Here is a 17,769-nt window from a genome sequence, read left to right as displayed (position 1 = left end):
GCGGTGGAAAAGGGGTGCCGGATGGATTGGCTGGTGACGGTCACGGGCGCGGCCCTGGTCCTGCTGATCCTGCGGGACGTGTTCCACACGCTGTGGCACCCGACGCGTCACGGCGGGCTGAGCCGCCTGGTCATGACCACACTGTGGCGGCTGTCGTCCGTCCTGGGCACCCGTCGGACGGCAGCCGGCCTGGCCGGCCCGCTCGCCATGGTGTCCGTCGTCGCCCTGTGGGCCCTGACCGTGGCCGCGGGCTGGGCGCTGATCTACTGGCCTCACATGCCCGAGGCGTTCGTGTACGCGGGCGGGTTGCAGCCCGACGACCATGCGAGCCTGCTGGACGCGACCTACGTCTCGCTGGTCACGCTCTCCACGCTCGGCCTCGGCGACGTCGCACCTGCCGAGGGGTGGCTGCGCCTCCTCGCACCCCTGGAGGCACTGGTCGGGTTCGCCCTTCTGACCGCGACGGTCTCCTGGATCCTCGGCATCTATCCGGCTTTGGCGCGCCGCAGGGCACTGGCGTTGCGGCTCTCCCATCTCTCCCGTACCCATCCCTCGAAGGAACAGATCGACTCCCCGGCCGGGGCTGCCATGCTGGACAGCCTGGCCACGGCGCTGTCCGTCGCAGCGGTCGACTTCCTCCAGTACGCGGAGTCCTACTACTTCCACGACGGCGACGACCGGACCTCCCTCGCGCGCCAGATCGGCTACGCCGTCGACATTGCCGATGAGGCTTCGCGAGCCGGACACCGGGATGTTCGGCTCGCCTCCGCGGTGTTGCGTTCCGCACTGGAAGACCTCGCCACCATCCTGGACGAGCGCTTCCTGCACACGCAGGGCACGCCCAGGCAAGCTCTCGCCGCGTTCGCACACGACCACGGGCACCGGTGACACGCCCTGCCGTGCGTCTTCCGGCGTGGACGACGACCTCGACCGTCAGGCCGTTCTACGCCGCGGCGTCGACACCGCTCTGCCCGGCAGACTCCGTTGAGGTCCATACCGGCGATGTGCGCGTGGTGAAGACTCCAGCTGCGGGACGTGCGGGCCGCCGTCTCCTTGCGGGCCTCGTCGCTCAGCGGCACTTCGCGGCACCGGGCGAGGGCCCCGGGCAGGGGGATGCGCCGTGCGCCGTTTGCCCCATCGCGCAGGGCCCCGCCCCGTGAGTAGGGCAGGCTGTGCCGGGAGACGCCCGAAGAAGGAAGCGGGTACGTATGAAGCCGCTCGCCGGTACGGCGGTCATCGGGATCGGTAACGACTTCCGGCGCGATGACGGCGTGGGGTGGGCCACCATCGCGTTGTTGTGCGAACGGGAAGCACGGCGACCTCTCCCCTCCGGTACTGAGCTCGTACAGTGCGACGGAGACCCCGGCCGCCTGATGACCCTCTGGGAAGGCAAGGCCCTCACGCTCGTCATCGACGCCTGCTTCCCACCTGCGGCGCAGCCCGGGCGGACACACCGGTGGTGTGTGGCCCCGGGCGAGATGCCGCACCCGGCTGCCGCAGGCAGGCAGAGCACCCACGGGCTGGGGCTCGCCGAGGCCTTGTGCCTAGCCGACAGTCTCGGGCGCGGTCCCGGCCGCCTCATCGTGTACGCGGTCGAGGGAGCGGACCGCTCGCTGGGCACGGGGCTGACCCCAGCGGTGGCGGCCGCCCTGCCGCATCTGGCCCGGCGCATCGAGGAAGACGTCCGCGAACACGGCGAGCGGACTCGCCGGACCAGGTTCGAAGCCGGGAGCCCGCCGGTCTGACATGCTGCCGGATCTAGGCACGTGGAGACCGAGAGGTGCACCATGACCGACGCTTCGGATGCCGGAGCCGTCCTCGACCGCCAGGCCGAGATGGTTCTCGATCGAGACGGTCTGGCCGCGCTCGTGCGTGTCCTGAAGCGGCGCGGCCGCACCGTGATCGGCCCGACCGTGCGCGACGGCGCGATCGTCCTCGACGAGCTCGACTCCGCCGATGCGCTTCCGTACGGGTGGGGGGTCGAGCTGGAGGCGGGGCGGTACCGGCTCCGCCGCCGCGAGGACGGGGCTGCGTTCGCGCACAGCGCGGGGCCCCAGTCGTGGAAGTCGTTCCTGCATCCGGAGCGCGTCCGCCAGTGGTCCGCGAACCGCGGCCCAGACGGTGCGCTTGCCGTCCGAGAGGAGAAGCAGGAGAGCATTTCGTACGCGTTCCTCGGCGTGCGGCCCTGCGATCTGCGTGCCATTCAGATCCTGGACCGGGTGATGAGCGGAGGCCGGTACCGGGATCCCGCCTACCTCTCCCGGCGCACGGGCGCCTTCCTGATCGCGGCCGAGTGCACCGAGCCGGGTGCCACCTGCTTCTGCGTCTCGATGGGGAGCGGGCCGGCCGCCGACGCCGGGTACGACCTCGCCCTCACCGAGGTCGTGGACGATGCCGGTCACCGCTTCCTGTGCCGGAGCGGGAGCGAGGAGGGAGCTGCGGTCCTCGCGGAACTGCCGGGCCGGAGCGCCGATGGCCTCACCAGAACAGCGGCGACCCAGGCCGTGAGCGCCGCCGCCGAACGCATGGGCCGCTCCATGCCACCGGTGGACCTGCGCACGCTGATGCGGGACAACCTGGAAGCGGAGCGCTGGGACGACGTCACCGCCCGGTGCCTCAGCTGCGGCAACTGCACCATGGTCTGCCCCACCTGCTTCTGCACCACCACGGAGGACGTCACCGACCTGACCGGCGATCACGCCGAGCGCTGGCGCCTCTGGGACTCCTGCTACGACCTGGACTTCTCACTCCTCCACGGCGGCCCGGTCCGGTCCACCCCGCGCAGCCGCTACCGCCAGTGGCTCACTCACAAGCTGGGTACCTGGCACGACCAGTTCGACAGTTCCGGCTGTGTCGGCTGCGGCCGGTGCATCGTCTGGTGTCCCACGGGCATCGACCTCACCGAGGAAGCCCACGCCCTGCACCAGGAGGCCACGCAGCGGGAGAGCACGCCGTGACCTCGCATCCGGTTGGGTCTACCGGCGAGGGGGTGTTCACCGCTCTGACGGCGGAGCACCGCGGGAAGCTGATGGCCCTCGCCCGTGAAGTCTCCCTTCCGGGCGGCGCGCGGATCTTCGAGGAGGGGGAGAGAGCCGACCGCTTCTGGGTCATCCGCTCGGGCACGGTCGCGCTGGATGTCCACATGCCCGGCCGGGGGCGAGTGGTCATCGAGACCATCGGCGCGGGCAGCCTGCTCGGCTGGTCATGGCTGTGCCCGCCGCGGCAGTGGCACCTCGCAGCCGAGACCCGGGACCCCGTCCGTGCCTGGGAATTCGATGCCGCTGCCGTCCATGACCTGTGCGCCGAGGACACGGCGCTGGGCCTGTCGCTGGTCACCGTCGTCGCCGAGATCATCGGCGACCGGCTTCGAGCCACCCGCACCCGGCTGCTCGACCTGTACGGACCGCCGGGGAGCGGGCCGGTGCCATGACGCTCACGCCCCTCTCCTACCGCGTGGTGGACCGCCGCGACGAGACGCACGACACGGTCACGCTCGTACTGGAGCCTGCCGCGGATGCCCTGAAGCCCTTCGCACCCGGCCAGTTCGCGATGCTGTACGCGTTCGGTGTCGGCGAGATCCCGGTGTCGGTGTCCCGGCTCGGGGACGGGCGCCGGCTGACGCACACGGTCCGCGCCGTCGGGGCCGTCTCCCGCGCCTTGTGCGGCCTGCGGATCGGCGGGTGGGTCGGCGTGCGCGGCCCCTTCGGTACCGCCTGGGACACGGCCGCCGCTCACGGCAACGACCTGCTCGTCATCGCCGGCGGCATCGGGATCGCTCCGCTCCGTCCCCTCGTCGACGCCGTTCTGGCCGAGGCCAAGGCGTTCGGTCGGCTGAATGTCCTCGCGGGCGCCCGGACCCCCGCCGATCTGCTGTACGGGGATGAGTTCCCCGCCTGGGGAAAGCCGTTCGGCGCCGTCACTGTCGACCGGCCTTCCGGCGGCTGGACCGGCCGGGTCGGAGTCGTCACCACGCTGCTTCGCGAAGCCCGGTTCACACCTTCGGGCACGGTCGCCTTCGTCTGCGGTCCCGAGGTGATGATGCGCGCGACCGCACGCGCGCTGATCCACCAAGGGGTACGTCCCGACCGCATCCGGGTCTCCCTCGAACGAAACATGCGCTGTGCCACCGGCCACTGCGGGCATTGCCAGCTCGGCCCCCTGCTGCTCTGCCGCGACGGCCCGGTCGTCGGCTACGACCAGGCCGAGCCCCTGCTCACCGTTCGGGAACTGTGAGATGAGCACCCCCACCACACCCCAGCCCCCTGCCCGACCCCGCCTCGGCGTGTTCAAGTTCGCCTCCTGCGACGGATGCCAGCTCACCCTCCTCGACTGCGAGGACGAACTGCTCGGCATCGCCGCCGAACTGGAGATCGCCCACTTCCTGGAGGCGTCCAGCGATGCTGCTCCCGGCCCGTACGACCTCGTGCTCGTCGAAGGGTCGGTCAGCACACCTGAGCACGTGGAACGCATCCGGCGCATCCGCGCCGATGCCCGCCACCTCGTCACCATCGGGGCTTGCGCCACGGCGGGCGGCGTGCAGGCGCTGCGCAACTACGCCGATGTCGAGGGATACCTGGCGACCGTCTACGCCCGCCCCGACTACATCGAGACCCTCGCGACCTCCACGCCGGTCTCGGCCCACGTACCCGTCGACTTCGAACTGCGCGGCTGCCCCATCGACCGCGGTCAGCTCGTCGAGGTCATCACCGCGTTCCTTGCCGGACGCAAGCCCGCCATCCCGAACCACAGTGTCTGCTTCGCCTGCAAACGGCGCGGCAACGTCTGCGTCACCGTCGCCCACGGCACACCCTGCCTCGGCCCCGTCACCCACGCGGGCTGCGGGGCCCTGTGCCCGACCTACGGGCGCGGCTGTTACGGCTGCTTCGGGCCGGCCGGAACCACGAACCTTCCCGCGCTGGTTCCGCTGATGCAGCGTGACGGGATGAGCGAGGAGGACATCGGCAGGTTCCTGCACACCTTCAACGTGACCGCCTTCACCGCCGTGGAGGAGCAAGGACAGTCCGGCGTGGTCGACGCTGAAGGACCGGGATGAGCGATTCCACGCCCGGGTTCCAGGAGCTGCGCATCCCCTCACTCGCCCGTGTCGAGGGTGAGACCGCGCTGCACCTGAGGATCCGCAACGGCACGGTCACCGAAGCGCGGCTCAAGATTTACGAGCCGCCGCGGTTCTTCGAGGCCTTCCTCCGGGGCAGAGCCCACACGGAGCCACCCGACCTCACCTCCCGCATCTGCGGGATCTGCCCCGTCGCCTACCAGATGAGTGCCTGCCGTGCCATCGAGGACGCGTGCGGCGTTGTCGTCGACGGACAACCGGCCGACCTTCGTCGCCTGCTGTACTGCGGCGAATGGATCGAGAGCCAGACGCTGCACATCCACATGCTGCACGCACCGGACTTCCTCGGCGAACACGACGCGATCGGTCTCTCCCGCTCCCACCCGGAGCACGTCAAGCGAGGACTGCGCCTGAAGCAGACCGGCAACGCCGTGGTCGAACTGCTCGGGGGCCGGGCCATCCACCCTGTCAACGTCCGGATCGGCGGATTCCACCGCGCTCCGACCCGTGCCGAACTCCGACCCCTGGAAGAACGGCTGCGCACCGCCCTCGACGACGCCTGGGACACGGTGCGCTGGGTCGCCGGCTTCGAATTCCCGGACGCCGAGTGCACCGCCGACCTGCTCGCCCTCGCCGAGACCGGCACCTACGCCATCGAGTCCGGTGTCCCCACCGTGCTCCCGTACGACGCGACGCTCCCGCCGTACAGCTTTCCCCTGCGGGACTTCACCGACCACGTGGCCGAGGAGCAGGTCTCCCACTCCACCGCCCTGCACTCCCGGCTGGACGGCCGAAGGCACCTCACCGGCTCCCTCGCCCGCTGGGCGGTCAGCGGCCACCTCCTGTCCCCGCTGGCTCTGGAAGCGGCACGGGAAGCCGGACTGGGTGACCCCCCGTCGCGCGCGGGTGCCGGGCGGGCAGAGGTCTGCAGGAACCCGTACCGAAGCATCCTCGTCCGGGCGGTGGAAGTCCTGTACGCGGTGGAGGAGGCCCTGCGGATCATCGCGGAGTACGAGCGTCCGGCCAGCCCGTACGCGGAGGTGCCGCCTCGGGCCGGCACCGGGCACGGTGCCACGGAGGCCCCACGCGGCTTGCTCTACCACCGCTACGCGTTCGACGACGGGGGGCGTGTCACGGACGCCCGCATCGTTCCGCCGACCGCCCAGAACCAGGGTGCCATCGAAGAGGACCTGCGCCGGCTGGTCCAAGCCGGGCTCGATCGGGGTGAGGGCTCCGAGGCCGAGCTCACCCGGCTGTGCGAGCGAGCCGTCCGCAACCACGACCCGTGCATCTCGTGTTCGGCCCACTTCCTGGAACTGGACATCGAACGCACCCACTGATCACGCCCTGGAGGGACGGCCTCCTGCGCGCTGCGGGGAGGCTTCAGGTGCTCCTCGGATGACAGGCGGCCGTAGCTCGGCGCGTTGGCACAGGCGCTTCATCGAGTACCGCTTACGGTCACTTGCACGGCTACCGGCGCGATCGGGGACGACAGGGCTCCGGCCGACCGGACACCGGACACCTCACCGCCCTTCCAGTCATCTATCCAGACGGAGCAGCCGGCATGGAGCCAGTCGTCACTGTGGGCCTCGACGGTTCACCCGAGAGCCTCGCTGCCGCCCGTTGGGCCGCTGACGAAGCCGACCGCCGCAAGCTCACACTGCGACTGCTGCACGCGTGGCCCCTGCTGGCGCCGGAACCGATCCACCTCCCCTCCGAGATGGATCAGAACTATTGGGCGAAGCGGATCGTGCACAACGCGAAGGCGGAGCTCCAAGCGCGCCACCCGGGCCTGACCATCGTCGGCAACCTGGTTGCCGAGGACGCTGAGGAAGCGCTGCTGAAAGCGTCGGCGGAGTCCGAGATGACCGTGCTCGGCTCGCGAGGGATGGAGCCCGTCGAGAGCTATTTCCTGGGTGACATCAGCATGCCCGTCGTGGCACGGGCCGAGCGGCCGGTGGTCCTGGTGCGCGCCGGGGCGCGTGAAGAGGGTCCGCCGTCCACTCCAGGCGCCTCGGGCGGCGTAGTGGTGGCGCTGAAACTGCACGGTCCGTGCGAAGACCTGCTCGCGTTTGCCTTCGCCGCCGCCGCGGCACGAGGTGTTCCCCTGCAAGCCGTCCACGGCCGAAGCATCCCCCTCCACGCTCACGCTCCCTGGGGCACGGACCACGACGTGACCGAAAAGATCAGGCAGGACGCGCAGAAGCTCCTGAGTGACGCTCTCCGCCCCTGGCGCGAGAAGTTCCCGAGCGTGGAGGTAACTTCCGGTATCGGTCTTGAAAGCCCTACCAAGGTCGTGGTCCGGACTGCCAAGGGCGCAGGGCTCCTGGTCGTAGGCCGACGCAGGCATCGTCCCGCCCTGGCACCCCCACTGGGTTCCGTGGTCACCGCCGCGATCCATCACGCGCGCTGCCCCGTCGCCGTCATTCCCCATGACTGAGCCGAGCCACCGCGAGGAGCCGCCGGTGCCGGCGCACCGGACCGACGCGTCCGCGCTCCGGACCGGCACCGGCCTCGATGTTCCGTCACTCCCGCGCGCAGAGGTGTGCGAGACGCACACCGCGGTCCTGTTCTTCGTCGGTGACCGCGCCTACAAGCTGAAGAAGCCGGTCGACCTGGGGTTCCTCGACTACGCGACCACGGCGGCCCGGCGGGCCGTGTGCGAACGAGAAGTCGCCCTCAACCGTCGCTTCGCCCCTGATGTCTACCTGGGCCTGGGTGAATTTCGCGGACCGGACGCGGACACGCCCGAACCTCTCGTGGTGATGCGCCGCATGCCGGCGGAACGCCGCCTGTCCCTGCTCGTGAGCCAAGGCGCCGACGTCGACGACGCCCTGCGGTCCGTCGCACGCCTCCTCGCCTCCCGCCACGCGGACGCGCCCCGCGGCCGGGACATCGACGAGCAGGGCAGGCGAGACGCGCTGTCCGCACGCTGGGAAGCGAGCTTCACGCAGGTCAGGCAACTGACCGAAGACGGCGGTCTGCTCGACGGGGTGGAGGAGGTGGAGCACCTGGTGCGTCGCTATCTCGCAGGCCGCGAGGCACTGTTCGACGCCCGTATCGAGCAGGGGCGGGTGGTCGACGGCCACGGTGACCTGCTCGCCCAGGACATCTTCTGCCTCGACGACGGCCCCCGCGTCCTGGACTGTCTGGAGTTCGACGACCGCCTCCGCTACGTCGACGGTCTCGACGACGCGGCCTTCCTCGCCATGGACCTGGAGCAGACGGGTGCCCCGGAGGCCGCGGCGTTCTTCCTCGCCCAGTACGGCCAGTACTCCGGCGACCCCGCACCGCCGTCCCTGTGGCACCACTACGTCGCTTACCGCGCGTTCGTCCGTGTCAAGGTCTCCCTGATCCAGGCAGCTCAAGGCGCCCGCGGCGCGCAGGCGGCAGCGCGGCGACTGGTCACCACGACCCTGCGCCACCTGCGTACCTCCGCTGTCGGCCTGACCCTCGTCGGCGGCCTCCCGGGCAGCGGAAAGTCCACGCTCTCCGGCGCATTGGCCGATCGCCTGGGCGTCACGCTGCTCAGCAGCGACCGCCTCCGCAAGGAGCTGGCAGGCATGCCGGCGGAGGAATCCGCGGCCTCCGACTACGGCGAAGGGCTGTACACGCCCGAGTGGACCGTGAGGACGTACGCGGCCCTGCTCGACCGGGCGTCCGCCCTCCTGTCCCGCGGCGAGTCCGTCGTCCTCGACGCCACCTGGTCCGATGCGGGACAGCGCGAAGCCGCTCTGCGCATGGCCGAACGCGCCAGCGCCGACCTGGTGGCCCTGCACTGCCAGGTTCCGGGCGATGTGTCGGCAGCGCGCCTGAGCACCCGCGCCCCCGGGGCGTCCGACGCCACCCCCGATGTGGCCAGGGCTATGGCAGCCACGGAGCCGTCGTGGGACGAGGCCGTCCCCATCGACACCGGCGGCCCTTTGGAGGCCGCGGTCATCCAGGCGATGGCGGCCGTACGCCCGTACGGCTCCGGTCAGGCACCGGTCTTCCGCCGCCCTTACATGGAGCCGGATTAAGGAGAATGACGACCCCGCGTGCAGAGGCGCGCTCGCCAGAGGAACTTCCATGGCTGGGCGTTGTGCATGGACGGAGCCGTGACAGCATCCTCGACGAGCGGAACATTCTCTGCCGGGGTCGGAAGCGATGCGGTCATGCGACTTTCCTGCCGGTGCGGTGGGCCTCACTCGTGGGCGATGACGGCGACCGGCGAGACCGCGTGGTGCATCACGGCGTGTGTGATGGGGCCGATGTGAGTGCCGAATGCGGAGTGGCGGATACGGCGGCCGACGACGACGAGGGCGGCGGTGGAGGCCGCGTCGAGGATCTGAATCGCCGGCTGGCCGATGGTGGCCCGCGAGTCGACCTGCAGCGAAGGATGCTTTTTGTGCCAGGGGCTGATCATCTCGTCCAGTGTGGTGACGATGCCGTGGGCCATTTCCTGCTGGACCCCCGGGTCGAGAGCCGGTGCGTAGCTGAGGATGGGCGGTGGCGACCAGCCGTGGATGATCACGAGCGGGCAGTTGCGGTGGGACGCCTCCTCGAAGGCGAAGGCGAGCAGCTTGTCACAGGGCTGGTGGATGTCCAGGCCGACCACGATGGGCCCACGGTCGCGGGCACCGTCCGGCGGATTGCCCGCGCGGTCCACCGACCGGACCAGCACGACGGGGCGCGCGGCCTCGGTGACGGTGGCGAAGCCGGTGGATCCGACGAGGAATCCGGCGACGCTGCCGAGCGCGCGCGAGCCGAGTACGAGCATGGCGGAATCCTCGGCGGCGTGCGTGAGCGCCAGGGCGGGCAGGCCGCTCACTCGGCGGGTGTCGACCTTCAATGACGGATGCAGGCGGCGCACGTCTTCGGCGGTGTCGCGGAGGACGGCCTCGGCCCACTGCCGGCGGTCCTCGGTGGTCGTGACGGGAAGGGGCGGATTCTCCAGCCATTCCTCTGCGTGGACCAGGTCCAGGCTGGCACTGCGGAGCTCGGCTTCATGGGCTGCCCAGCGGGCCGCCGCCGTACTTTCCGGGGACCCGTCGAGGCCGACGGTTACTCGGTTCGCCATGGTCTCCACTCCTTCTTCATGGGGCGGTGCTTCTCCCGCTCAGTCAAGCCTGGCTGCCCGACGGTCTCCTGTTGAGGGGCCGGTCGGTCCATCGAGGGACCGACCGGCCCTGTCTGCAGTGCGGTGGACGAGAGGTCTGGGCCCTTGATCAACCAGTGCGGTCACGGCAGGCGGTGTGCCGGCCGGCCCGGCGTCCGGCAAGAGCTCGCAAGGCCTTGCGCTGTTCCCCATGGCGCAGAGAAGCAACCCCATGATCTCGCGTCGACGAGCGCGGCGCTGGGCCGAAGCCCAGACTGGAGGCGGACACGGGTACGCATGTGATCAGCGAGGCCGATCTCGCCAGGCACCTGTCCGAGGAACGGGTGGGGCACTTCGTCGAGACGATCTGCGCGGAGCGGTAAGCCGCAGCGCGCCGCCTTGTGGCGCTAATCGTGCGCGATGACGGCGACGGGCGCCTTGGCGTGGTGGAGGACCGCGTGGGTGACCGGTCCGATGTGCGCGCCGATCGAGGACCGTCGGATGCGGCGGCCGACAACGATGAGGCCCGCTTCGGAGGACCTCTCGACGAGCTCGGTAGCGGCATGCCCGGCGCTCGCGCGCGAAATGACGCCGACATCCGGGTACTTGTCCTGCCAGGGCTCCAGGACGTCGCCCAGAGAGGCATTCGCGCTCATTTCGAGCTGGGCGTGAACTCTCGGATCGTACGCCGCGCCGTACCCCACCAGTGGAGGCAGCGACCAGCTGTGCAGGACGTGGAGGGCGCACGCCCGCCGCGCTGCCTCCTCGAAGGCGAAGGTGAGCAACGCGTCGCACGGCCGGCTGATGTCAACGCCCACCAGAACCTCGCGGGCGGCGTGCCGACTGTCGCGGCGCGGTACCGCGTCCTCGCTCGCCCGCACCATGACCACCGGCCGTACCGTCGCCCGGATGACCGCCATGCCGACGGAGCCGAGGACGAAGCCCGTCATGGTGCCCGGTCCCCGGGAACCCAGGACGATCATGTTCGCGTCGGCCGCGACGCCGACGAGCTCGGCGGCCGGTCTGCCGTCGAGTGACCGGATACCGACGTCCAGCTCGGTGTGGCTCGCACGCAGTTCGTCGGCGGTCTCGGTCAGCAGCGCCTGAGCCCAGTGGCGGCGCACTTCGCCCGTGGGCACCGGGAGGTCGCTGGGCGACGGCCATTCCTCGGCGTGGACGAGGTGGAGCGGCACGCCGCGCAGGAGGGCCTCCCGCGCCGCCCAGTGAGCCGCCGCGAGGCTTTCCGCGGATCCGTCCAGGCCTACGACGATTCGATCGTGCATGATGGCTTCTCCCGGCAGGGGCCCACATGGGTCAGGTAGTTCGTCCCCGCCCGTGTCGAGGCGGATCGGCGGCTTCTTCAGGCTGAGTTCGTGTCGTCGATGGCGTATCCGAGATGCTGGGTCACGGAGACCACGCCGTCCACGGTCCGGCAGAGGCGCTCGATGAGCGGGATGAGGCTCCTGAAGTCGACGGTTCCGTGCAGTTCGACCCGGCCGTCGGTGACGGCCACGGTGATCGCCGAGGCGCTTTGGCGCAGGCTGAGGTCGAGCACGTCACCCATGATTTCGTGACGGATGTCCTCGTCGTCCCGGAGGAAGATCCGCAACAGGTCTCGTCGGCTGACGATACCGATCAGTACGTCGGAGTCGTCCACGACGAGGAGTCGCTTGACCCCTTGTGCTTCCATCAGCCTGGCCGCTTCGGCGACGGTCCACTCCGGCCGGGCACACACGGGGGGCGAGGACATCAGCTCCTCGGCGCGCGTCCCCGCGGCTTTGTCCTCCTGCCACGCCTCCCGTTCGGGAAGTGACCGGAAGTAGTCTCCTTGGCCTGCCGACTTCGGCAACAGGTCCCGTTCCGAGATCACGCCGAGTGGACGGCCGGCAGGGTCGACGACCGGAACGGCCGAAACCTTGTGCTCCGTCAGGGTGCGGGCGATCTCCTTGAACGGAGCGTTGTTGGGGACGGTGACGACCTCGCGGGTCATCAGCTCGCGGACTTCCCGATGCTTCATGCTCTTCTCCTACCGCTCGGTGGGCGTCCGTGCGCCGACCGACACGTCGTCCTGCTCGTAGTCGAGCCGGTTGACCACGTCCACCACGCCGTCGACGCTCTGGCACAGGCGCAGCACTATGGGGACCAGACTGCGTCGACCGACTGTGCCGCTGAGGGTCACCAGCCCGTCCGCGACTTCGACGGTCAACGATGACGGGCTGAGCCCGAGGGTGTGGGTCACCACGTCCTCGAGGATTTCCTCCTGGATCGCGTGGTCCCTGCGCAGGAAGAGCTGAAGCAGGTCACCGCGGCTCAGGATGCCGATCAGCCGGCCGGCGGCGTCCACCACGGGCAGTCTCTTGACCTGGCGCCCCCGCATGACGCGCGCCGCGCGAACGACGCTCCATTCGGTCCGGGCGGTGACGGCGGGGCTGGTCATGAGATCGGCGGCGGTGTTCGTGCCGCTGCCGGAGCCGCGCTCGCCGAGCAGGTCGGCTTCGGAGACGACGCCCACTGGACGCTCGTCCTCATCCACCACGGGCACGGCGGAGATGTCGAACTCCTTGAGGGTCCTGGCGATTTCCTTGAACGGGGTGCCCCGCTGGACGCTGATGGCTGTCGGAGTCATCAGGTCGGCGACGCTGCGATGCCTCATCGTCGGCCTCCTTCACGCGCGGACTTCGGTGTCGAGGCGCACGGCCGTGACGTCCACGACTCCGGGTACGGTGCGTGCGACTCGGACCAGCACGTCTTTGAGGGCCGGGTCCGGGATGGAGCCGTCCAAGTGGACGATGCCGTCGGCCACGTGGACCTGCACCATGGCCGAGCCGCCGGGGATGAGCTCGGCCATGATCAGCCGGCGGAGCTCCTCGGCGATGTCCGCGTCCGGGCGGAGGTAGATCTTGAGGAGGTCGCCCCGGCTGACCACGCCGACGAGGCGGCCGTCGCCGTCGACGACGGGGAGCCGCTTGAGGTGGCCGCGGGCCATCAGACGTGCGGCGCCGGGGATGGTGGCGTCCTGGGTCACCGTGACCGCCGGTACGGTCATCAGCTGCCCGGCGGTGACTGCACGGGACTCGTCCGCGCCCTGGGCCTTGAGCAGTAGATCCGCTTCGGACACCACGCCGGCGACCTGTCCTTCCTCCGACATGACGGGCAGGGCGCTGATCCGCCACTGCCGCATGGTCTCCACGATGTCCTTGAACGGTGTTCTGCGGTCGACGGAGATGACGGCATGCGTCATCACGTCCTCTACGGTGCGAAGCTGCTTCATGATGCCTCCAGAAGCGGAGTCCTGATACGTCCGAGCGTGGACACCTGTGCCCGTCGGCGGTAGGGCCGTCAGGGGGTCACTTCGGGCTGATCAGCCCTGTTGTCGGTCATGTCTGGCGTGCTTTCATGACATTGACGGAAAGAGTCCCTGAGAGGATGCGGAGAAGCGGCTGGCGGCCGTGCACCGCACGATCGGGATCCGCGAGAAGCGGGCGGACTCTTTCCGCCCTTTTGCTGTGAGGGGTCAATGGACGGCGCGGTCCGGGTCGGCAGCCGTCGACAGGTCGTCGATCGCGTAGCCGAGTGCTTGGTCCACGCTGACGACCCCGTCGACCGACTGGCACAGTCGTTCCACGACCGGAATGGTGGACCGGTCCTCGACCTGGCCGCTCAGGGAGACGACCCCGTCGCGTACGGTCACCGCAACGCCGCCGGGTGTCATCCTGAGCGTCCGGCCCAGCACGTCGTCGACGATCTCATCGCGGATGGCGTCGTCGCGACGGAGCATGGGCCGCAACAGGTCGGTACGGCTGACGATGCCGACCAGGGTCCCGGGGGATCACGCCCTTCGGTATCGGGCAGGCCCGCTTGCCTGCGGAGGAGGTCGGCTTCGGAGACGACGCCGATCGGGTGGTGACGGGTGTCCACGACGGGCAGGGCCGAGACCCCGTCGTCGTCGAGCATCCGGGCGACCGTTTTGAGTGACGCTTCGGGGCCGGCCGTGGCCACGTTCCGGGTCATGACGTCTGCGACAGTGCGGTGAGACATGGTCCGATCTCCCTCGTGAGTAAGGCTGTCAGTCGTGAGCGATGACCGCGACGGGGGCGGTGGCGTGGTGCAGGACCGCATGGGCCACGGAGCCCATCTGCGCCCCCAGAGGGGAGCGGCGCAGATGGCGGCCCACCACGACAAGGTCCGCGCGCGCTGCGGCTCGGACGAGCTGGTCGCCGGCGGGTCCCATGAACGCCTCGCGAGTGACGCTCAAGAACGGGAACCTGTGCCGCCACGGCATCAGCATGTCGTCGAGCATCACGGTGACACTCCGGCCGATCTCCCGTTCGTTCTCCGGGTCGAAGAAGGGCGCGTACCGGTAGATGGAGGGCATCGTCCAGCCGTGGATCACACGCAGGGCGCAGCCGCGACGGTCGGCTTCTTCGAAGGCGAAGGCCAAAACCTTGTCCGCGGCCTCGTGGATGTCGACACCCAGGACGATTTCCCCGTACCGGACGGGCTCGGCTTCCTCGGGCGCGTCCGGCCTGCGTACGAGCGCCACCGGCGTCTCGGTGGCCACCAGTGTCGACCAGCTCACCGAGCCGACGAGAAATCCGACCAGACCTCCCACCCCGCGGGAGCCGAGGACCAGCAGCCCGGCGTCTGCCGCCTCGGCGGCCAGGGCCGCCGCCGGCCTGCCGGAGAGGCACCTCGTCGAGACCTCCAGGCCGGGATGCCGGCGTCGCACGTCCTCCAATGCCGCAGTGAGCGCCTCGTCGGCCCAACGGTCGGCCGCCTCGCGGCCCGGCCTCGTTACCGCAGGGCTGATCAGCCAGTCGACGGCATGGACGAGCCTCAGCGGCACTTCGCGCAAGGCCGCCTCCCGGGCGCCCCAACGGGCCGCGGCCCGGCTCTCCGGAGAGCCGTCCACCCCGACGGTCACATGGTGCTTCATGGTCAGAACCTCCTCGGGCGGCGCGGGGCCGCGGTCCTCTTCCAGCGTCGCCTGCGGCGTGACGACCGAGGAGGGGCCGAGTGGCCCCCTGTGGGGCCGACCAGCCCCCCGCTACTTCACGGAGGTGCGCGAGGTGACGTAGTCCGCGCAGCCGTCCAGGGTGTTCAATGCCGGATAGTCGGACTCGGGCAGAGCGAGCCCGGTGCGCTCGCTCAGTGCCTCGATGAAGTTGAGGAAGTCCAGCGAGTCCATCTCCAGGTTGTCGCGGAAGCTCTCGGCCGGCGCGAGCGCCGCCGCGTCGGCACCGGGAACCACGTCGGTCAGAACGTCCTTGATCAGTACGAGGGCCTCGTCGCGGTTCACAGTTCCTCCGGTCGTTGGAGCAGGCGGTCGATGGCCGTCAGCAATCGCGCCCCGGTCGCACCGTCGCTCGCGCGGTGGTCGGCGGCGAGCGTGGCCGTCACGGTCGGGTGCACCGTGAGCATCCCGTCCACGGCCACCGGCCGCTCGGTGACACGCCCCAGGCCGACGAGGGCGACCTGAGGCGGGTAGATCACCCCGAAGACGGCCTCCACCCCTGATCGCCGAGGTTGGTCACCGTCAGTGTCGGATCTGCCGTCTCCGAAGCCCGCAGCCGGCCGCTGCGCGCCCGCGAGACCAGACCCTTCAGCGCCGCCATCAGCTCCGGCAGTGGCATGGTGTCGGCGTCCGCCAGCGCCGGTGCGACCAGGCCGCCGCCGCGCAGGGACACCGCGACGCCGAGTCGCACGCCAGGCGAGGGGACGAACGCCTCGTCCTTCCAGTAGCCGTTCAGTTCGGGCACTTGGCGTGCTGCCAGGGCAACCGATTTGAGCAGCAGGGCCGCCGGCACGAGCCGTTCCGCCACGGGCCTGCTCGCATTCCGTTCGCGCAGCCACGCCATCGCGACGGCCAGGTCGAGCGTCGTCGACAAGTAGTAGTGGGGGATGTCGCGGTTGGCGCGGCTCATCAGAGTCGCGATCGCCGCGCGCGCCGGATGCACGGGCTCGGCCGTGGCCGAAGACGGGCGCGCCGGTTCGCGGCTTTCGACCGTACGGGACGCAGGGCCCGCCGTGGCGGCCCGTACGTCATCGGCCCGGATCGTGCCGCCCCGCCCGGTTCCCCTCAGGGCAGTCAGGTCGACGCCCGACGACATCGCCAGCCGACGGGCGAGCGGCGAGGCCTTCACCCGGTGCGGCCGCTCAGCCGGTGTGTGCTCCACGTCGGAACGTGTGATCCGACCGCCCTTGCCGGAACCGTGCACGGACGACAGGTCGATGCCCTTCTGCTCGGCCAAGTGCCTCACCAAAGGGGTGGACACGGCGTCCCTGGTCGGGGTGGTGGTGTGTCCGGGAGCGGCTAGCAGTTCGGAGGTCGGGGCCGGCGGCTGCTTCGCAAGGGGAGAGGCAGGAAGCCGGGGCAGCGGCGGGAGGCTCGGCCCCCGAGTCGATGACGGCCATCCGCGTGCCGACCGGCACGGTGGTACCCGGTTCGATGAGGAGTGCACCGACCGTGCCCGAGTCGAAGCACTCGACCTCGATCGTCGACTTGGCCGTCTCCACGACAGCGACGACATCGCCCTTGGTGACGGTGTCACCGGGCCCTACCAGCCATTCCACGAGGGTGCCCTCGTCCATGTCCGCGCCGAGGGAAGGCATGGTGAAGTCGGCCATGTCAGCTCACCGTCCGGCGAACGGCGTCCACGATGGTCGCGGGCCGGGGCAGCGCCGCTTCTTCGAGCTGCCTGGCATAGGGAATGGGGACTTCCGCGCTGCATACGCGCTGAACGGGGGCGTCGAGCTCGTAGAACGCCTGCTCGGTGATGCGGGACGAGATCTCCGCGGCCAGGCTGCCGCTGCGCCATGCCTCGTCGATGATCACGGCACGGTGGGTTCGACCGATGGATGCCATGACGGTGGCGTCGTCGAGGGGGCGCAGGGATCGGAGGTCCACGACCTCCGCGCTGATGCCGTCCCCGGCAAGGGTTTCCGCAGCTGCCAGGGCCTTCGGCAGGGAGCCGCCGTAGGTGATCACTGAGACGTCCGTGCCCGACCGGCGTACGGCCGCCGTGTCGAGATCGACGGCATCGACGGTCTCGTCCAAAGAGCCCTCCGTGTAGAGGCCACCGTGCTCGAAGATCAGCACCGGATCCGGGTCGGCGAGCGCGGCCGCGAGCATGTGGCGCGCGTCGTCGACCGTCGCGGGGGCCAGCACCCGGATGCCGGGGATGTGGGCGTACCAGCCTTCGAGGCTGTGAGAGTGCTGGGCGCCGAGCTGCCGGCCCGCTCCGGTCGTCATGCGGATCACGACCGGGACGCTCAGCTGTCCGCCCGACATGTGGAGCAGTGTGGCAGCGTTGTTGAGGATCTGGTCCAGTGCCAGGAGACTGAAGTTGACGGTCATGATCTCGACCACGGGCCGCATCCCGCCGAGCGCGGCGCCGATCCCCGCGCCGACGAATCCGGATTCGGACAGCGGTGTGTCGCGGATCCGGTCGGGTCCGAACTCTTCGAGCAGTCCCAGGCTGACGCCGAAGCATCCGCCGTACCGGCCCACGTCCTCGCCCATCAGGAAGACGCGCTCGTCCTGCAGCAGGGCTTCGCGCAGCCCCTCGCGGAGCGCCTCCCGGTAGGTGGTCACGTTGCGTCACGGCCGTAAGCGCGG

Annotated in this window: 20 protein-coding genes and 1 pseudogene; 9 read left to right on the top strand and 12 right to left on the bottom strand. The window is 70.2% G+C overall.

What is annotated here, in order from left to right; genetic code table 11:
- The first annotated feature begins 21 nt into the window (after positions 1-21).
- The 9 genes from IE257_RS18720 to IE257_RS18680 all read left to right on the top strand — a co-directional run bounded on the left by IE257_RS18720 (position 22) and on the right by IE257_RS18680 (position 9,093).
- The gene (locus tag IE257_RS18720) at positions 22-888 is read left to right on the top strand and encodes a potassium channel family protein (RefSeq protein ID WP_189969994.1); all 867 of its coding nucleotides are present in this window, start codon (positions 22-24) and stop codon (positions 886-888) included.
- A 320-nt stretch (positions 889-1,208) separates the two neighbouring features.
- Positions 1,209-1,745, top strand: a complete 537-nt coding sequence (locus IE257_RS18715; RefSeq protein WP_189969993.1) for a hydrogenase maturation protease — start codon at positions 1,209-1,211, stop codon at positions 1,743-1,745.
- Between the two features lie 42 nt (positions 1,746-1,787).
- Positions 1,788-2,957 carry a 4Fe-4S dicluster domain-containing protein gene (locus tag IE257_RS18710; RefSeq protein WP_189969991.1) on the top strand — a complete coding sequence of 390 codons (1,170 nt, stop codon included), beginning with the start codon at positions 1,788-1,790 and terminating at the stop codon, positions 2,955-2,957.
- Positions 2,954-3,430 carry a cyclic nucleotide-binding domain-containing protein gene (locus tag IE257_RS18705; protein ID WP_229920485.1) on the top strand — a complete coding sequence of 159 codons (477 nt, stop codon included), beginning with the start codon at positions 2,954-2,956 and terminating at the stop codon, positions 3,428-3,430. Before IE257_RS18710 ends, IE257_RS18705 begins: the two co-directional genes overlap by 4 nt.
- On the top strand, positions 3,427-4,233 hold the full coding sequence (locus IE257_RS18700) for an FAD/NAD(P)-binding protein (RefSeq protein WP_189969988.1): 807 nt from the start codon (positions 3,427-3,429) through the stop codon (positions 4,231-4,233). The genes IE257_RS18705 and IE257_RS18700 overlap by 4 nt, the downstream gene beginning before the upstream one ends.
- A gap of 1 nt (position 4,234) precedes the next feature.
- Positions 4,235-5,053 carry an NADH-quinone oxidoreductase subunit B family protein gene (locus IE257_RS18695; protein ID WP_189969986.1) on the top strand — a complete coding sequence of 273 codons (819 nt, stop codon included), beginning with the start codon at positions 4,235-4,237 and terminating at the stop codon, positions 5,051-5,053.
- Positions 5,050-6,414, top strand: coding sequence for a Ni/Fe hydrogenase subunit alpha (locus IE257_RS18690; RefSeq protein ID WP_189969984.1), 1,365 nt, complete (start codon positions 5,050-5,052; stop codon positions 6,412-6,414). The genes IE257_RS18695 and IE257_RS18690 overlap by 4 nt, the downstream gene beginning before the upstream one ends.
- Before the next feature lie 224 nt (positions 6,415-6,638).
- On the top strand, positions 6,639-7,514 hold the full coding sequence (locus IE257_RS18685; protein WP_189969982.1) for a universal stress protein: 876 nt from the start codon (positions 6,639-6,641) through the stop codon (positions 7,512-7,514).
- 103 nt (positions 7,515-7,617) lie between these two features.
- Positions 7,618-9,093, top strand: a complete 1,476-nt coding sequence (locus IE257_RS18680; RefSeq protein ID WP_189970208.1) for a bifunctional aminoglycoside phosphotransferase/ATP-binding protein — start codon at positions 7,618-7,620, stop codon at positions 9,091-9,093.
- 164 nt (positions 9,094-9,257) lie between these two features.
- Here IE257_RS18680 and IE257_RS18675 read toward each other — a convergent pair whose 3' ends face one another.
- The 12 genes and pseudogenes from IE257_RS18675 to IE257_RS18630 form a co-directional block, all read right to left on the bottom strand.
- Complete coding sequence (locus IE257_RS18675) at positions 9,258-10,133, bottom strand: universal stress protein (RefSeq protein ID WP_189969980.1); 876 nt, start codon at positions 10,131-10,133, stop codon at positions 9,258-9,260.
- A 425-nt stretch (positions 10,134-10,558) separates the two neighbouring features.
- Entirely contained in the window at positions 10,559-11,434 is an 876-nt protein-coding gene (locus tag IE257_RS18670; protein WP_189969978.1) for a universal stress protein, read from the bottom strand.
- 77 nt (positions 11,435-11,511) lie between these two features.
- Complete coding sequence (locus tag IE257_RS18665) at positions 11,512-12,168, bottom strand: CBS domain-containing protein (RefSeq protein WP_189969976.1); 657 nt, start codon at positions 12,166-12,168, stop codon at positions 11,512-11,514.
- A 9-nt stretch (positions 12,169-12,177) separates the two neighbouring features.
- Positions 12,178-12,804: a CBS domain-containing protein gene (locus tag IE257_RS18660; RefSeq protein WP_189969974.1), complete on the bottom strand. Its 627-nt coding sequence runs from the start codon at positions 12,802-12,804 to the stop codon at positions 12,178-12,180.
- 12 nt (positions 12,805-12,816) lie between these two features.
- The gene (locus IE257_RS18655; protein WP_372453077.1) at positions 12,817-13,425 is read right to left on the bottom strand and encodes a CBS domain-containing protein; all 609 of its coding nucleotides are present in this window, start codon (positions 13,423-13,425) and stop codon (positions 12,817-12,819) included.
- Between the two features lie 240 nt (positions 13,426-13,665).
- Entirely contained in the window at positions 13,666-13,929 is a 264-nt protein-coding gene (locus IE257_RS39210) for a BON domain-containing protein (RefSeq protein ID WP_308278548.1), read from the bottom strand.
- Positions 13,860-14,162, bottom strand: coding sequence for a CBS domain-containing protein (locus IE257_RS39205; protein ID WP_308433290.1), 303 nt, complete (start codon positions 14,160-14,162; stop codon positions 13,860-13,862). The genes IE257_RS39210 and IE257_RS39205 overlap by 70 nt, the downstream gene beginning before the upstream one ends.
- A 55-nt stretch (positions 14,163-14,217) precedes the next feature.
- A complete protein-coding gene (locus IE257_RS18645) occupies positions 14,218-15,087 on the bottom strand; it encodes a universal stress protein (RefSeq protein WP_189969970.1) in 870 nt (289 codons plus the stop codon).
- Positions 15,088-15,198: 111 nt separating this feature from the next.
- Complete coding sequence (locus tag IE257_RS18640) at positions 15,199-15,450, bottom strand: acyl carrier protein (protein WP_189969968.1); 252 nt, start codon at positions 15,448-15,450, stop codon at positions 15,199-15,201.
- Positions 15,447-16,411: pseudogene (locus tag IE257_RS18635) on the bottom strand (2-oxo acid dehydrogenase subunit E2). The gene IE257_RS18640 and the pseudogene IE257_RS18635 overlap by 4 nt, the downstream one beginning before the upstream one ends.
- The gene (locus IE257_RS38460) at positions 16,308-16,763 is read right to left on the bottom strand and encodes a biotin/lipoyl-containing protein (protein ID WP_268251418.1); all 456 of its coding nucleotides are present in this window, start codon (positions 16,761-16,763) and stop codon (positions 16,308-16,310) included. Before IE257_RS38460 ends, IE257_RS18635 begins: the two are co-directional and overlap by 104 nt.
- A gap of 16 nt (positions 16,764-16,779) precedes the next feature.
- Entirely contained in the window at positions 16,780-17,745 is a 966-nt protein-coding gene (locus IE257_RS18630; protein ID WP_189969966.1) for an alpha-ketoacid dehydrogenase subunit beta, read from the bottom strand.
- Positions 17,746-17,769 lie beyond the last annotated feature (24 nt).

The sequence above is a fragment of the Streptomyces avidinii genome (assembly GCF_014650695.1).
Classification (GTDB): Bacteria; Actinomycetota; Actinomycetes; order Streptomycetales; family Streptomycetaceae; genus Streptomyces; species Streptomyces avidinii.
The sequence above is the reverse complement of the archived record's forward strand: the minus strand, read 5'-3'. Positions and strand labels throughout refer to the sequence as shown.

Coding starts and splice junctions, on each gene's coding strand:
- IE257_RS18720 (WP_189969994.1), top strand. CDS start 22: ATGGATTGGCTGGTGACGGTCACGGGCGCGGCCCTGGTCCTGCTGATC.
- IE257_RS18715 (WP_189969993.1), top strand. CDS start 1,209: ATGAAGCCGCTCGCCGGTACGGCGGTCATCGGGATCGGTAACGACTTC.
- IE257_RS18710 (WP_189969991.1), top strand. CDS start 1,788: ATGACCGACGCTTCGGATGCCGGAGCCGTCCTCGACCGCCAGGCCGAG.
- IE257_RS18700 (WP_189969988.1), top strand. CDS start 3,427: ATGACGCTCACGCCCCTCTCCTACCGCGTGGTGGACCGCCGCGACGAG.
- IE257_RS18695 (WP_189969986.1), top strand. CDS start 4,235: ATGAGCACCCCCACCACACCCCAGCCCCCTGCCCGACCCCGCCTCGGC.
- IE257_RS18690 (WP_189969984.1), top strand. CDS start 5,050: ATGAGCGATTCCACGCCCGGGTTCCAGGAGCTGCGCATCCCCTCACTC.
- IE257_RS18685 (WP_189969982.1), top strand. CDS start 6,639: ATGGAGCCAGTCGTCACTGTGGGCCTCGACGGTTCACCCGAGAGCCTC.
- IE257_RS18675 (WP_189969980.1), bottom strand. CDS start 10,133: ATGGCGAACCGAGTAACCGTCGGCCTCGACGGGTCCCCGGAAAGTACG.
- IE257_RS18670 (WP_189969978.1), bottom strand. CDS start 11,434: ATGCACGATCGAATCGTCGTAGGCCTGGACGGATCCGCGGAAAGCCTC.
- IE257_RS18665 (WP_189969976.1), bottom strand. CDS start 12,168: ATGAAGCATCGGGAAGTCCGCGAGCTGATGACCCGCGAGGTCGTCACC.
- IE257_RS18660 (WP_189969974.1), bottom strand. CDS start 12,804: ATGAGGCATCGCAGCGTCGCCGACCTGATGACTCCGACAGCCATCAGC.
- IE257_RS39210 (WP_308278548.1), bottom strand. CDS start 13,929: ATGCTCCGTCGCGACGACGCCATCCGCGATGAGATCGTCGACGACGTG.
- IE257_RS39205 (WP_308433290.1), bottom strand. CDS start 14,162: ATGACCCGGAACGTGGCCACGGCCGGCCCCGAAGCGTCACTCAAAACG.
- IE257_RS18645 (WP_189969970.1), bottom strand. CDS start 15,087: ATGAAGCACCATGTGACCGTCGGGGTGGACGGCTCTCCGGAGAGCCGG.
- IE257_RS38460 (WP_268251418.1), bottom strand. CDS start 16,763: ATGCCTTCCCTCGGCGCGGACATGGACGAGGGCACCCTCGTGGAATGG.